The 14,738-nt window shown below is 70.4% G+C and carries 11 protein-coding genes; all 11 read right to left on the bottom strand.

What is annotated here, in order from left to right:
* The coding region (agmC, locus tag LXT23_RS47685; protein WP_253987214.1) for an adventurous gliding motility protein AgmC at positions 1–2,461 on the bottom strand (2,461 nt) is incomplete at its 3' end.
* A gap of 353 nt (positions 2,462–2,814) precedes the next feature.
* Complete coding sequence (gene ftsA / locus LXT23_RS47690) at positions 2,815–4,047, bottom strand: cell division protein FtsA (protein WP_163995185.1); 1,233 nt, start codon at positions 4,045–4,047, stop codon at positions 2,815–2,817.
* Between the two features lie 44 nt (positions 4,048–4,091).
* The gene (locus LXT23_RS47695) at positions 4,092–4,946 is read right to left on the bottom strand and encodes a cell division protein FtsQ/DivIB (RefSeq protein WP_253987215.1); all 855 of its coding nucleotides are present in this window, start codon (positions 4,944–4,946) and stop codon (positions 4,092–4,094) included.
* Positions 4,947–5,107: 161 nt separating this feature from the next.
* Positions 5,108–6,064: a D-alanine--D-alanine ligase gene (locus LXT23_RS47700; protein WP_253987216.1), complete on the bottom strand. Its 957-nt coding sequence runs from the start codon at positions 6,062–6,064 to the stop codon at positions 5,108–5,110.
* Entirely contained in the window at positions 6,061–6,996 is a 936-nt protein-coding gene (gene murB / locus LXT23_RS47705; RefSeq protein WP_253987217.1) for a UDP-N-acetylmuramate dehydrogenase, read from the bottom strand. The genes LXT23_RS47700 and murB overlap by 4 nt, the downstream gene beginning before the upstream one ends.
* Before the next feature lie 6 nt (positions 6,997–7,002).
* On the bottom strand, positions 7,003–8,421 hold the full coding sequence (gene murC / locus LXT23_RS47710) for a UDP-N-acetylmuramate--L-alanine ligase (protein WP_323379173.1): 1,419 nt from the start codon (positions 8,419–8,421) through the stop codon (positions 7,003–7,005).
* The gene (murG, locus tag LXT23_RS47715; protein ID WP_253987218.1) at positions 8,418–9,563 is read right to left on the bottom strand and encodes an undecaprenyldiphospho-muramoylpentapeptide beta-N-acetylglucosaminyltransferase; all 1,146 of its coding nucleotides are present in this window, start codon (positions 9,561–9,563) and stop codon (positions 8,418–8,420) included. Before murG ends, murC begins: the two co-directional genes overlap by 4 nt.
* Positions 9,560–10,723, bottom strand: a complete 1,164-nt coding sequence (gene ftsW, locus LXT23_RS47720) for a putative lipid II flippase FtsW (protein ID WP_253987219.1) — start codon at positions 10,721–10,723, stop codon at positions 9,560–9,562. The genes murG and ftsW overlap by 4 nt, the downstream gene beginning before the upstream one ends.
* A gap of 5 nt (positions 10,724–10,728) precedes the next feature.
* Positions 10,729–12,129 carry a UDP-N-acetylmuramoyl-L-alanine--D-glutamate ligase gene (murD, locus tag LXT23_RS47725; RefSeq protein WP_253987220.1) on the bottom strand — a complete coding sequence of 467 codons (1,401 nt, stop codon included), beginning with the start codon at positions 12,127–12,129 and terminating at the stop codon, positions 10,729–10,731.
* A 25-nt stretch (positions 12,130–12,154) separates the two neighbouring features.
* The gene (mraY, locus tag LXT23_RS47730; RefSeq protein WP_253987221.1) at positions 12,155–13,333 is read right to left on the bottom strand and encodes a phospho-N-acetylmuramoyl-pentapeptide-transferase; all 1,179 of its coding nucleotides are present in this window, start codon (positions 13,331–13,333) and stop codon (positions 12,155–12,157) included.
* Entirely contained in the window at positions 13,333–14,733 is a 1,401-nt protein-coding gene (locus LXT23_RS47735) for a UDP-N-acetylmuramoyl-tripeptide--D-alanyl-D-alanine ligase (protein WP_253987222.1), read from the bottom strand. The genes mraY and LXT23_RS47735 overlap by 1 nt, the downstream gene beginning before the upstream one ends.
* Between the last annotated feature and the right edge of the window lie 5 nt (positions 14,734–14,738).

Consider the following 14,738-nt stretch of genomic DNA (forward strand, 5'->3'; position numbering starts at 1 on the left):
CCGTCCAGGCGTAGGTCGCAGGGGTCGGGTCGACGTTGCCCGCGGTGTCCACCGCGCGCACGGCCAGGGTGTGGTTGCCGTTCGCCAGGCCGGTGAAGGTGCGCGGGTCGGTGCAGGCCACGAAGGCCGCGCCATCCAGCGAGCACTGGTAGGTGACGGGGCTCTCGTTGGAGCTGAAGTCGAAGGTCGCCGACGTGGACGCCGTCACGGCCGTCGGGCCGCTGACAATCGTCGTATCCGGAGGAGCGGTGTCCACCGTCCAGGCGTAGGTCGCAGGGGTCGGGTCGACGTTGCCCGCGGTGTCCACCGCGCGCACGGCCAGGGTGTGGTTGCCGTTCGCCAGGCCGGTGAAGGTGCGCGGGTCGGTGCAGGCCACGAAGGCAGCGCCGTCCAGGCTGCACTGGTAGGTGACGGGGCTCTCGTTGGAGCTGAAGTCGAACGTCGCGCTGGTGGAGTTCGTCACGGCAGCGGGGCCACTCACGATGGTGGTATCCGGCACGGTGGCGTCCACCGTCCAGGCGTAGGTCGCGGGCGTCGAGTCGACGTTGCCCGCGGTGTCCACCGCGCGCACGGCCAGGGTGTGGTTGCCGTTCGCCAGGCCGGTGAAGGTGCGCGGGTCGGTGCAGGCCACGAAGGCCGCGCCGTCCAGCGAGCACTGGTAGGTGACGGGACTCTCGTTGGAGCTGAAGTCGAACGTCGCGCTGGTGGAGTTCGTCACTGCGGCGGGGCCGCTGACAATCGTCGTGTCCGGCGGCGTGCTGTCCGTGACCACGGTGAAGGTGTTGGTGTTGCTGCGGGGACTGGCCACACCCTGCACCTCGGCCACCGCGCTCACGTTGTGCGCACCGACCGCCAGGTCCGTCGTCGGCGTGAAGGTAAAGTTGCCCGCCGCGTCGGCCGTCACACGGCCAATCTCGATGTTGTCGACGGTGATGACCACCGTCGAGCCCGCCGGCGCCGTACCGGTGATGGGAGGACGCACACCCGTCGTAGAGCCGTTGGCCGGCGTCACCACCACCGGAGCGGCGGGGGCCGCGGGGAACGCGCCCGCAAGCACGCTGACCACACCCGGGCTTCCGGCCACGGCGCCGTAGTTCACACCATCCTGAGCGCCAGCCGTCGGCTGGGTGCCCGCCGCGCCGCCCGTGACGACGGGCGAGCAGCCGACCGTCGCTCCCTGCACCAGGACATGCCCGCCGCCACCACCACCACCCGTTCCGTGAGGCGTCGCGAAGACGGAACTACCGCCGCTGCCACCACGAGCAGTGACGGTGTTCGCGCTGCAGGTCAGGTTGCCCGTGAAGCGCATGTAGATGGTGCCGCCCGCGCCACCACCACCCGCCGCGTCGTTGCCCCCGCCTTGCGCGTTCTGTCCCGCCACGCCATCCGCGCTCACCGCGCCAGCGCCCGCCAGCGATGCGGCGCGCATGAACACGACGCCACCACCGGCGTTGCCCATACCGCCGAGGTCGTCATTGCTGTGGCCAGCGCCGCCACCACCGCCGAAGAGCCCGCGGCTCACGGCGTCATAGTTCATCCGCACACCACCACGCCCGCCCACGTCCCGCGCAGGCGCTTCTTCGCCGTTCCAGGTGCGGCCACCCTTGCCACCCGCGCCCGCGCCACCGCCACCGCCACCGCCCGAGTTGTGGCAGATGCCGCCACCACCACCATTGGCGATGTTGCCGTAGCCCGTCGTGCCAGCCGGCGGAGGGAACGTGTCGAGCGTGGGGGCATAGGCGCCTGGAAACACGCCCTCGCCCTTCATGGCACCGTCCGGCCACACAGCGTCAAAACCGGTACACGCGTCCCCAGCGCCGTTCATGAAGATGCCACCACGGAACCCCGCGCCCGTGGCAGAGATGGAGCCTGCGTTGTTCACCGCTCCCGTCGCCAGGAAGGCCAGCACGCCGCCCGTGGTCCCATCCCAGGTCCGGGCGACGAGGCTGCCTCCAGCGTTGATGTTCACGGTGCTGTACTCGCGCACCAGCACCGCCTGGGTCCCGGTCGCCCCGAAGGCCACCGTGAGCGGCTGGGTGAAGCTGAGCCGGGTCGCGGTGAGGGACTGGACGCGCGCCAGCTGCCAGCGGCCCATCGTATTGCCGGACATGTCGAGGGGCGTCTGACTGCCCGACGTGGGCCTCGGGGAGAGGCCCGTGCTCTGGAGCACCATCACCAGGTCGCCGACAGCGAAGCCTGTCGTGGTGGCCACGGTGACGAAGCTCTGGCCCGCCGGAACGGCCGCCGTCACCCGCGTATAGACGTTGACGACGGTGTTGGCGGCGTTGACGGTCAGCGCGCCGTCCTGGGCATTGCCCAGCTGGAAGATGTCGGGCTCGGCGTGCGCGGCGGGAGCCACCAGCGCGACGCACAGGAGCGCCAGCAGGCCAGCAGCAGGCAGGCGAGCACGTACGCGCTTCGCCGATGCCAGCGGAAGAGGGGTGTGGGTGTTGTCGTTCATAGAGGCAGCGCCGCGCGAGGTGGGATGGGGTCCCGGCGGCAACGGCCGCACATAGCAATCCCGGAGCCATCCTCCGTCCACTTCCCAACCCTCACAGTTCCAGGGGGTTCCAAGACCCACCCCTCCCCTCTTCCGAGGGGAGATCCGAATCACGGATCCGGATTCTGGAAACCGGATTGCTTGGCCCCCCAACAGCGCCCCCCTCGTTGACGCGTCAAACCCGGACGCGGCACCGGCCTGACGCGTCCACGACCGACGCAGGGCCGCGGTGACGCACCAGGCCAGAACGCAAAAGGGGCCCTCCTTCCGGAGAGCCCCTTCGCACGGCGGCGGGCACTGAAGCCCGGCGCGGCCTAGAAGATTTCCTCGAGCCACTCGCGCATGCGGCCCTTCACCTTCTTGTACACGTTCTCCTCGCGGATGCGGAACATGCGCCGGTCCAGGTGCTTGGCACCGTAGACGACCAGGCCCACGCCCGTGGCGTACATGGGGCTCTTCACCACGTCCACCAGCCCGCCGATGCCGCGCGGCATGCCCCGGCGCACCGGCAGCCCGAGCACTTCCTCCGCCAGCTCCGGCATGCCCGCCAGCAGCGTGGAGCCACCCGTAATCACCACGCCCGAGGCCAGCAGGTCCTCGTAGCCGCACTTCTGGATTTCACGGTGCACGAGCTGGAAGATCTCCTCCACGCGCGGCTCCAGAATCTCGCAGAGAATCTGCCGCCCGAGCACGCGCGGCTGCCGGCCGCCCACGCTGGGCACCTCAATCGTGTCGTCCTTGTTGATGAGCGACGCGAGCGCGCAGCCGTACTTCTGCTTGATGCGCTCGGCCTCGTGCGCGGGCGTGCGCAGGCCGATGGCGATGTCGCTCGTCAGGTTGTTGCCACCCAGCGCAATCACCGCCGTGTGGACGATGGAGCCGCCGGAGAAGATGGCGATGTCCGTGGTGCCGCCGCCGATGTCGACGAGGCACACGCCCAGCTCCTTCTCGTCCTCGCCCAGCACCGCCTCCGCGCTGGCCAGCGGCTGCAGGACGATGTCGGAGACGTTGAGCCCCGTGCGGTTGGCGCACTTGACGATGTTCTGCGCGCTGGAGACGGCCCCGGTGACGATGTGCACCTTGGCCTCCAGGCGCACGCCCGCCATGCCCAGCGGCTCCTTGATGCCGCCCTGGTCGTCGATGATGAACTCTTGCGGCAGGACGTGGATGACCTCCCGGTCCAGGGGAATGGCCACCGCCTTCGCCGCGTCGATGACGCGCGCGATGTCCGCCTCGCGGACCTCCTTGTCCTTCACCGCGACGATGCCCTGGGAGTTGAAGCCCTTGATGTGGCCACCGGCGATGCCCGTGTAGACGTGGGAGATCTCCGCCCCCGCCATCAGCTCCGCCTCTTCGACGGCGCGGCGGATGGAGGAGACCGTGGCCTCGATGTTGACCACCACGCCCTTGCGCAGCCCCTTCGACGGGTGCGTACCGATGCCGATGATGTCGATGCCGCTGTCGGTCAGCTCCCCGACGATGGCGCAGATCTTCGTCGTGCCGATGTCGAGGCCGACGATGATCTCCCCCGACTTCTGCTTCGCCATGACAACCCTCCCAGGCCCCCCACTCTCGTGAAAGGGGCATCCGCTTACCGCGTCGAGACCCCGTTCCTCTCGGAGACAGGGCTCGAAAGCTTCACCGCCACCCAACCGGGTCGGGCACGGTTATCCAGGTGAATGATCTCCGCTGCAAGCCCCCTCGCACCCAGCTCTCGCCGGACACGGGCCAGCCGTTGCAGCTTGACCTCGGAATCTCCTTGTCCCAGGCGCACTTCCTGGCCGGACGCCGTCACCAGCGCCAGACCCTGCGCCTCCATGCGGACCTCGGACAGCCGCTCGTCCTTGCCGGGGGACAGTCGCGTGTACGCGCCCGCCACCTCCAGCGCCGCGCGCAGGCGCTCGCGCGCCACCGCCGGGTCCGTCACGTAGCCTTCCCTGTCCAACCCCGTGACGAGCGGCAAATCCAGCCCGTCCCCGGGCGTCACCCGCTTGAAGGGCTCACCGGCCTCGTCCAGGACGTACAGCTCGCTGAGCACCGCCAGGGCCACCGGCACGTGCTCGGACACCTCCACCGACACGCGGTTGGGGAAGCGCCGCGTCACCTCCACCGTCTTCACCCACGGGTGCTGGAGCATGGCGCGCTCCAGCGCGCCCACGTCCAGCGTCCACAGGTTCTGCCCCTTCGTCAGCGCGGCCAGCCGCAGCAGCTCCACCCGCGAGGCGCGCTGCAGTCCGGAGAAGGACACCGCCGCCAGGTCGAAGCGCGGCGACGTCAGCGCCCACCGGCGCAGTTCCACCCCGCCCCACACCAGCAGCGCGGTGGCCAGCGTCAGCCCCACCACCTTCAGCACGCCAGGGCCGTGCGAGCGCACGGCGCCCTTGACCGCCTCCTTCTGCTGGGCGGTGTCTTGACGGCGGCGATTTCGCGTTCTGCCAAAGGCCATGGGTCGGGACGGTCGCACGCATGCTGCGTGCGGATGGATCTCCACGCCAGTTTTTGGCTACAGGTACGTCGCTGTAGCGACCGGCGGCGGGGGTCGGGCCAGGAACTTCCGGAGGTTTTCGACGGGAGCGGACGCGAAGTTGCGTCGGCGCCCCCGCCGGCTCAGGCCTTGAGGGAGGCGCCCAAGAGGAGGCGCTCGCACAGGACCGGGAAGTCGATGCCGCGTCCGGCGGCAATCTTGGGCAGGAGGCTGGTGGCCGTCATGCCAGGCAGGGTGTTGATCTCCAGAAGAAACACTTCGCCTCCGTCGGTGACGATGACGTCCGAGCGCGAGCCCCCGCTACACCCCAGGGACTTGTGCGCGGCCAGGCTCACCTCGTTCACCCGGGCATACTGCTCAGGAGGCAGGGGCGCGGGGAAGAGGTACTGCGTCCCGGAGCCCGCCTTGTACTTGGCGTCGTAGTCGTAGAACTCGCGCGCGGCGCGAACCTCGATGACGCCGAGGGCCTCATCGTCCAGGACTCCCCCCTGCACTTCGCGGCCCTTGATGAACTGCTCCACCATGAGGGTGCCGGCGTACTTCGCGGCGTCCGTCACCGCGGCGTCGTAGTCCGCGCGCGTCTTGACGATGTGCACGCCCACGCTGCTGCCCTCGCGGCTGGGCTTCACCACCACGGGGAACGGGAAGGGCAGCGAGTCCGCCGCCGCCAGCGCGGACTGCGCATCCGTGAAGGCCCGGTACGGCGGCGTGGGGATGCCGTGCGCGAGGAAGATCTGCTTGGCGTACACCTTGTCCATGCCCACGGCGGAGGCCATCACCCCGCTGCCGGTGTAGGGGATGAACATGGACTCCAGCAGGCCCTGGAGGCACCCGTCCTCGCCGTAGCGGCCGTGTACCGCGAGCCACGCCACGTCCACCTTCTCCGCCAGCAGGCGCGCGGGCAGGTCCTTGCCCACGTCGATGTCCACCACGTCGTAGCCCAGCGAGCGCAGCGCCCCGGCCACCGCCGCGCCGGTGCGCAGGGACACCTCGCGCTCCGCGGACAGGCCGCCAAACAGCACGCCCACGCGCTTCGTCTTGAGCTCGTCCTTCGTGAAGGCACCGCGATTCGGGGTCATGGCAGGAACGCTCCCACGCGCTTGACTTCGGGTTTCATGTCGACGCCGGTCTCCTCGCGCACCCGCTGCTGCATGAGGGTGACGAGGCCCAGCACGTCGCGGGCGGACGCTCCGCCCAGGTTGACGATCCAGTTGGCGTGCAGGGTGGACACCTGCGCGCGGCCCAACGTATGGCCCTTGAGGCCCACGAGCTCAATCAGCCGCCCGGCATGGTCGCCCGGCGGGTTGGTGAAGACGCTGCCGAAGTTGGGCTGGCTCAAGGGCTGCGTGCGCTTGCGGTAGCCCAGGTCCGCGTCCATGGCCGCCTTGGACGCCGCCACGTCCCCCTTGCGCAAGAGGAAGCGCACCCGCGTGACGACGCCGCCCGCCGGCAGCTCCGAGTGGCGGTAGGCATGCGGCACCTGCGCCTTCGTCAGCCACCCCACCCCATCGGCCGTGGCCACCTCCACCGCCTCAATCGCGCGGAAGGCCTCCCCGTTCTTCGTGCCGGCGTTCATCGCCACCGCGCCGCCCAGCGTGCCGGGGATGCCGGCGAGGAACTCGGCGCCCACCAGCGCCTGCGCGCGCATGAGGTTGATGAGGCGGACGATGGCCGCGCCCGCGCCCAGCGTGAGGCGGCCCTCCTCGGGGCCCACGTCGGCGACCTCGGGGAAGAGGTCCCCGGGCAGCTTCACGGTGAAGCCCGCCACGCCGCCGTCGCCCACCAGGGTGTTGGCACCACCGCCGAGGATGCAGACGGGCACGCCCTCGTCCCGCGCCAGCTTCAGCAGGGCCACCAGCGCGTCCGGCGTGCGCGGGCGCACCAGGGCCTCGGCGGCGCCGCCCACCCGGACGCTGGTGAGCGGGGCCAGGGGCTCGCCCGCCTTCACCTCGCAGCCGGGCAGCCGCTCCACGCGGGCCGCCAGCGCCGTCTTCACGCCCGCTTCCACCATGGCGCCCTAGCCCTTCGACAGGCCGGAGGTGCCCAGCAGGCCGAGCAGGTCCGGCCCCACCTGGGTGATGTCGCCCGCGCCCAGCGTCAGCACCAGGTCGCCCTCGCGCAGCCGGGGCAGCAGCGCCGCCGGCAGGTCCGTGCGCTTCTCCACGAAGGTGACGTCGCGGTGGCCGTGCGCGCGGATGGCGTCCGCCAGCGCGTCGCCGGTGGCGCCCGGAATCTTCTCCTCGCCCGCCGCGTAGACGCTGGTGACGAAGAGGACGTCCGAGTCGTTGAACGCGGTGGTGAACTCCTTCATCAGGTCGTGCGTGCGCGTGTAGCGGTGCGGCTGGAAGGCCACCACCAGGCGCCGGCCGAAGGCGCGCCGCGCGCCCGCCAGCGTCGCGACGACTTCCGTGGGGTGGTGCCCGTAGTCGTCCACCACGGTGACGCCCTGCGACTCGCCCCGCACGGTGAAGCGCCGCTGCACGCCGCCGAACTCGGCCAGCGCGCCGCGCACCGTCTCCAGGGGGATGTCCATCTCCTCGGCCACGGCGATGACGGCCAGCGCGTTGAAGGCGTTGTGCGCGCCCACCATGCGCACGCGGAACTCGCCCAGCGGCTCGTCCCGGCGGAAGGCCTGGAACGTCGTGGTGAAGCCGTCCAGCTGGATGTTCTCCAGCCGGTAGTCCGCCATGTGCGAGCTGCCGTAGGTGACGAAGCGCTTTTCAATCCGCGGCAGGAGCGCCTGGACGTTGGGGTTGTCCAGGCAGAGGACGTTGAGGCCGTAGAAGGGCACCCGGTTGCAGAACTCCACGAAGGCCGTCTGGAGGTTGTCCAGCGTGCCGTAGTGGTCCATGTGCTCCGGGTCGATGTTGGTGACGATGGAGATGGACGGGTGCAGCTTGAGGAAGCTGCCGTCGCTCTCGTCCGCCTCCACCACCATCAGCTCGCTCTTGCCCAGCTTGGCGTTGGAGTCGAGCACGTTCACCTTGCCGCCCACCACCGCCGTGGGGTCCAGCCCCGCGGCGCTCAGCACGGTGGCCACCATGGACGTCGTCGTCGTCTTGCCGTGGCTGCCCGCCACCGCGACGGCGTACTTCAGGCGCATCAGCTCCGCGAGCATCTCCGCGCGGGGGATGACGGGAATCTTCCGCTGGCGCGCGGTGACGACCTCCGGGTTGTCCTTGCGCACCGCGGAGGAGATGACCACCACGTCCGCCTGCACCAGGTTCTGCGCGCGGTGGCCCTCGAAGAAGGTGGCGCCCATGCGCGTCAGCCGCCGGGTGATGTCGCTCTCCTTCAAGTCGGAGCCGGACACGCGGTAGCCCAGGTTGAGCAGCACCTCGGCGATGCCGCTCATGCCGATGCCGCCGATGCCCACGAAGTGCACCTGCGCGGCATGGCGCGTCTTGAAGAGGCTGGCCGGCTTGTTCTTCGTCACGAGTGGCTCCTGGGCGCCTTCTTCGGCTCGCTGGGGGCGCGCTCCCTACCATTGGGGCCCCACGTCTGCACCATCAGGTCGACGCAAACGTCCGCCAGCTCCTTCGCGGCCTCCGGACGGCCCAGCAGGCCCGCCTTCTTCTCCATGTTCTTGAGCTTCGCGGGGTCGCTCTTCAGGGTGCGGAGGGTCTCCGCCAGCTTCGCCCCGGTGAGCTCCGCCTCGCGGAACATCAGCGCCGCGCCCGCGTCCACCAGCGCCTTCGCATTCACGGCCTGGTGGTCATCCGTGGCGTGCGGAAAGGGGATGAGGATGCTGGCCTTCTTGCAGACCGTCAGCTCCGCGAGCGTGGTGGCGCCGGCGCGACAGACGACGAGGTCCGCCTTCGCGTACGCGCTCGACATGTCGTCGATGAACTCCACCACGTCCGCCTGGAAGCCCTTGTCGGCGTAGCCCTTGCGCACCTGCTCCAGGTCGTTCTTCCCCGTCTGGTGGACGAAGTGCAGCCCGTCCTTCAGGTCGCCCAGGGAGTCCAGCGCCTCGAGCATCCGCTGGTTGATGCCGCGCGCGCCCAGGCTGCCGCCGAAGACGAGCAGCGAGAAGCGCTCGTGCGCCACGTGGCTGCGCAGGTAGTTGTCCATCAGCTTGCGGCGGATGGGGTTGCCGATGAGCTGCACCTTCTTCTCGGGGAAGAACTGGCGCGCGCCCTCGAAGGCCGTGAAGACCACGCGCACCACCTTGCCCAGCAGCTTGTTGGTGAGGCCGGGCAGCGCGTTCTGCTCCTGGATGGCGGTGGGGATGCCCATCAGCCACGCCGCCAGCACCACCGGCCCGCTGGCATAGCCGCCCACGCCCACCACCACGTCCGGCTTCTGGCGGGCGAGGATGCGGAAGGACTCGATGAAGGCCAGCGGCAGCGCGATGAGCGCCTTGAGGAAGGCGAGGAGGCTCTTGCCCTTGAGGCCCTGCACCTTCACCAGCTCCAGCGGGTAGCCCTCCTTGGGCACCACGCGGGCTTCCAGGCCGCGCTCGGTGCCCACGAAGACCACCTCGTTGCCGTGGTGGCGCGTCGTCACCTCCTCCGCCAGGGCGATGCCCGGGAAGAGGTGGCCGCCGGTGCCGCCGCCCGCGATGAGGACCTTCACGCCGTCACCTCCCGCATGTCCGTGCCCGCCCGGGCGGTGCGCGGCGCCCCCTGGGTATTCGCGCTCAGGGACAGCAGCACCCCGGCCGCCCCCATCAGCACCACCAGCGACGTGCCGCCGTAGGAGACGAACGGCAGCGTCAGCCCCTTCGTCGGCAGCAGGCCCATGGCCACGCACATGTTCACCGTGGCCTGGAAGGCGATGATGGAGGTGATGCCCAGCCCCAGGTAGGTGCCGAACGTCTCCCCCGCCGCCAGGCTGGCCTTCACGCCGCGCCAGAGGACGATTCCGTACAGCGTCACCAGCAGCCCCACGCCCACCAGGCCCGTCTCCTCTCCGAGGATGGAGAAGATGAAGTCGGTGTGGGCCTCCGGCAGGAAGAAGAGCTTCTGCCGCCCGTCTCCCAGCCCGAGCCCCGACACGCCGCCCGAGCCGATGGACATCAGGGACTCCGCCACCTGGTAGCCCACGTCGTGCCGGTGCGCCCACGGGTCCAGGAAGGCGAGGATGCGCTTCATGCGGTACGGGCTGGAGGCGATGGCCACGTACGCCAGCGGCAGCGCCAGCAGCACCATGCCCACCAGGTAGCTCAGCTTCGCGCCAGCCGCGAAGAGCAGCACGAAGAGCATGAACACCAGCAGCACGCTGCTGCCGAAGTCCGGCTGCAGCATGCACAGCATCACCAGCAGGCCGCACAGGGCCAGGTGGGGCAGGAAGCCCACGGAGAACGTCGCCACCTTCTCGCGCTTCTTCGCCAGCGAGTAGGACAGGTAGACGACCCACGCGAACTTGGCGATTTCGGCGGGCTGCAGGCCGAAGCCCGGCAGGCGAATCCACCGGCGCGCGCCGCCCGCCGTGGAGCCGATGCCGGGAATGGCCACCAGCACCAGCAGGACGATGGCCACCAGCAGCAGCGGGTACGCCCAGCGCGCCAGCTTCCGCCAGCCCACCTTCATGGCCACGGCCATGGCGACGAGCCCCATGCCGGCCGCGGTGAGCTGCCGCTTGAGGAAGTACAGGCTGTCGCCCTGCTTGTCCTGCGCCAGCACCGCGCTGGCGGAGTACACCATCACCAGTCCGAGCGTGACGAGGGCCAGCACCGCGCCCAGCAGCAACGGGTCGAACCGCACGGGGGCCGCCGTGGGAGGAGAGGTCTTCATGGCTGTCAGAGCGCCTTGACCAGGCGCTTGAACGTATCGCCCCGGTCCTCGAAGTTCTTGAACTGGTCGTACGACGCACACGCGGGAGACAGCAGCACCGTGTCCCCCGCCCTCGCCAGTTCGCGCGCCTTCGCCACCGCGGCGTCCAGCGTGCCGCACGCGTGCACCGGCGCCTGGCCCGCATACGCCCTGGCGAGCGCGTCCGCGTCATTGCCGATGGTGAGCACGCCCTTCACCTTGCCCCGCCCCTCGTCGACCATGGGCGCGTAGGGCGCGCCTTTGCCCTTGCCTCCGGCAATCAGCCAGAGGTCGCCCTTGAAGGCGCGCAGCGCCACCAGCACGGAGTCCACGTTGGTGGCCTTGGAGTCGTTCACCCACTCCACCCCGTCCAGCACCCGCACGCTCTCCAGCCGGTGCGGCAGGCCCGGGTAGCTGTCCAGGCCCGCCTGCACGCCGTCGGAGGCCACGCCGCCCAGCCGCGCCAGCAGCGCCGCCGCCATCGCGTTCTGCGCGTTGTGCGCCCCGCGCAGCGCGCGGTTGGCCAGCCGGTAGCGCTCGCCCAGGAAGTCCAGCCGGAAGCCGCCCTCCTCCGCCACCGCGAGCCCCGCCAGCCCCGGCGCGTCCACCACCGGCCTGCCCGCGACGGTGAAGCCGTACACCGGCACCTTCGCCGCGCGCGCCAGGCCCATGACGTCCGCGTCGTCCGCGTTCACCACCGCGAAGTCGGTGCCCCGCGGGTTCTGCCCCAGCGGGTTCTGGCCCGCCAGCTGGTTCTGGAATATCCGCGCCTTGGCCGCGCCGTAGTCCGCGTGGGTTGCGTAGCGGTCCAGGTGGTCCGGCGTGAGGTTGAGGATGGCCGCGCCGCGCGGGCGCAGGGTGCGGATGCCCTCGAGCTGGAAGCTGGACAGCTCCACCACCAGCGCGTCCCAGTCGCCGGGCGCCATGGCGGCCTCGGAGAAGGGCCGCCCCAGGTTGCCGCCCACGAAGGTGCGCTTGCCGCCGCGCAGAAACAGCTCGCCGGTGAGCGCCGTGGTGGTGCTCTTCCCGTTGGTGCCGGTGATGCCGAACAGCGGCACGTCGGTGAGGAAGCGCGAGGCCAGCTCCACCTCGCCCCACACCGCCACGCCCGCCGCGCGCGCGGCCTCGATTTCCGGCAGCGCCAGCGGCACGCCGGGGCTCACCACCACCAGGTCCTGCGAGGCCAGCAGCCCCGGAGGCGTGGGCCCGGTGACGAGCGTTGCGCCCAGGGCCTTCACCTCGCGGCCCACCTCGCCCAGCGCGTCGTCGGCGCGCGCGTCCAGCGCCGTCACCTGCGCGCCGTGCTGGCGGAGGAGGCGCAGCGCCGCCACACCGCTCTTCGCGAGCCCGTACACCAGCACCTTCTGCCCGGACAGCGACAACGTCATGGCCGTGCGCCCCCTTCCTGCGGCTTCAGCGGAGCTTGAGCGACAGGAGCGCCACGCCACCACAGAGGATGGAGACGATCCAGAAACGGACGATGATCTTCGGCTCGGCCAGTCCCTTGAGCTCGAAGTGGTGGTGGACCGGCGCCATCTTGAAGACGCGCTTGCCCGTCATCTTGAAGGAGGCCACCTGAATCATCACGCTCAGCGCCTCCGCGAAGAAGATGCCGTGGATGATGGCGGACACCACCTCGTTCTTGGACAGCACCGACAGCCCGCCCAGCGCGCCACCCAGCGCCAGCGAGCCGATGTCGCCCATGAAGACGGAGGCCGGATACGTGTTGAACCAGAGGAACGAGATGCCCGCGCCCACAATCGCCGCGCAGAACACGGCCAGCTCCGCGCCGCCCGGCACCTGGAGGATGCCCAGGTACTGGTAGACGGGCGTGGCCACCAGCTTGGACACGCCGCCCACCGTCTCCGCCTCCGCGATGCTCAGCGTGGTGCCCGCCACGTAGCAGAGCACGGCGAACGTAATCGCGGAGACGATGGTGGGAACGATGGCCAGGCCGTCCAGGCCGTCCGTGAGATTCACCGCGTTGGACGTGCCGACGATGACGATCCACGCGAAGAAGACGTAGAACCAGCCCAGGTCCGGGTTGAACCAGCGCGTGGGGATGAAGGGCAGCGTCAGCTTCGTGTTGATGAGCAGCGTGGGCCCGAAGGAGCCGTCCGGCTGCGTCCAGGTCGTCAGCAGGCCGAACACGGCCACCAGGTAGAAGACGGTCTGCAGCACCATCTTGTACCGGCCGGGCAGGCCCTTCGAGTTGCGCTTGGACAGCTTGAGCCAGTCGTCCAGGAAGCCGATGAAGCCGTAGCCGAACGTCAAGAGCAGCATCACCCACACCACGCGGTGCTTCAGGTCCGCGAACAGCAGGGTGCCGGCGGCGATGCAGATGAGGATGAGCGCGCCACCCATGGTGGGCGTGCCCTTCTTCTTCTGGTGCGTGTCCGGCGTGTCCTCGCGCACGTTGCTCTGCCCGTGCTGCTTCAGCCGCAGGCGGGCGATGAGCCGGGGGCCGATGAGCATGCCGAGCACGAGCGCGAAGACGCCCGCGGCGATGATGCGGAAGGTCGGGTAGCGCAGGAAGTTGAGGACGCGCCCGGCCTCCGAGTTCTGGATGAGCTCGTAGAGGAGGTACAGCACTAGTGGTTTCCTCCGGGGACCGGGGCGCCCGTCAGGGCCGCCACCACCCGTTCCAGCCGCATGCCGCGGCTGGCCTTCACCAGCACCACGTCACCCGGGCGCAGCCGCGACGACAGCCACGCCACCAGCGGCTCCACCTCGGTGAAGTGGGCGGCGGAATCACCCATGGATGCGGTCTCCCACCCCTTGACGGAGCGGGGACCGAAGAAGGCCGCCAGCCGCGCGTGGCCGGGGACGCGCCCGCCCAGGCGCGCGTGCTCCTCCAGCTCGCCGGGGCCCAATTCCAGCATGTCTCCCAGCACCACCACGGCCCGGCCGCCGACGGGCACCAGCGTGCCCAGCGTCTCCAGCGCCGCGTCCATGGAGGCGGGGTTGGCGTTGTAGCAGTCGTCGATGACCGTCACGCCGTTCTTCCCGTCCACCACGTTGAGGCGCCGCGCGTACGGCCGCGCCGCCTCCAGGCCCTTCACGCACTCGTCCGGCGTGTAGCCCAGCGCCAGCGCCAGCGCGAAGGCCGCCGTGGCGTTCTGCGCGTTGTGCGGCCCGATGAAGTGCAGCCGCACCGGCCAGTCACGGCCCGAGTAGCGCACCGTGGCCACCATGCCCTCGCGGCCCCGCGTCTCCACGCTCGCGAGCCGCACGTCCGCGCCCTCGGCCCGGCCGAAGGTCAGCCGCTTCGCCTTGCTGCGCGCGGCCTGCGCCGGGATGAGCGCGTCGTCCACGTTGACGACCACCGTGGCCTCGGGGCCCAGCTCGCGGAACAACTCCCCTTCCGCCTCGGCCACGCCCTCGAGGCTGCCCAGCCCCTCCAGGTGCTCGGGCTGGACGACGGTGATGACACCGGCGTCCGGCCGCACCACGCGGGTGAGCCGCTCGATTTCGCCCGGGCGGTTCATCCCCACTTCGATGACGGCCGCCACGTGCTGGGGCTCCAGCCGGAACAGCGTCAGCGGGACGCCCACCTCGTTGTTGAGGTTGCCCTCCGTCTTCAGCGCGGGGCCGCGCGTGGCGAGGATGGCGCCCACCATCTCCTTGGTGGTCGTCTTCCCGTTGGAGCCACCCACGGCGCACAGCGGAATCTTGAAGCGCTGCCGGTGGTGGCGGCCCAGGGCCCCCAGCCCCATCAGCGTGTCCTCCACCTCGTAGAGGGCAAAGCCCTCCGGAAGTGGAGGCAGCGGCCGGCCGCGCGCCACCACCGCGCCCGCCGCCCCACCCTTCGCCGCGGCGTCCACGAAGGCGTGGGCGTCGAAGCGCTCCCCGACCAGCGCCACGAAGAGGCACCCCGGGGTGAGTGCCCGCGTGTCGGTGCAGACCGCCGTGAAGGCGGCCGGGGCCGGGCCGCCGCGCCGGGTCGCCCCGGTCGCCTGCACCACCTCTTCGTCGTTGAATCGGGCTGGCATAGGGT

The organism is Pyxidicoccus xibeiensis, from assembly GCF_024198175.1.
Taxonomy (GTDB): domain Bacteria; phylum Myxococcota; class Myxococcia; order Myxococcales; family Myxococcaceae; genus Myxococcus; species Myxococcus xibeiensis.

What these genes read in the sequence shown, in the direction of transcription:
- ftsA (WP_163995185.1), bottom strand. Translation starts at nt 4,047, where the DNA reads ATGGCGAAGCAGAAGTCGGGGGAGATCATCGTCGGCCTCGACATCGGC.
- LXT23_RS47695 (WP_253987215.1), bottom strand. Translation starts at nt 4,946, where the DNA reads ATGGCCTTTGGCAGAACGCGAAATCGCCGCCGTCAAGACACCGCCCAG.
- LXT23_RS47700 (WP_253987216.1), bottom strand. Translation starts at nt 6,064, where the DNA reads ATGACCCCGAATCGCGGTGCCTTCACGAAGGACGAGCTCAAGACGAAG.
- murB (WP_253987217.1), bottom strand. Translation starts at nt 6,996, where the DNA reads ATGGTGGAAGCGGGCGTGAAGACGGCGCTGGCGGCCCGCGTGGAGCGG.
- ftsW (WP_253987219.1), bottom strand. Translation starts at nt 10,723, where the DNA reads ATGAAGACCTCTCCTCCCACGGCGGCCCCCGTGCGGTTCGACCCGTTG.
- murD (WP_253987220.1), bottom strand. Translation starts at nt 12,129, where the DNA reads ATGACGTTGTCGCTGTCCGGGCAGAAGGTGCTGGTGTACGGGCTCGCG.
- LXT23_RS47735 (WP_253987222.1), bottom strand. Translation starts at nt 14,733, where the DNA reads ATGCCAGCCCGATTCAACGACGAAGAGGTGGTGCAGGCGACCGGGGCG.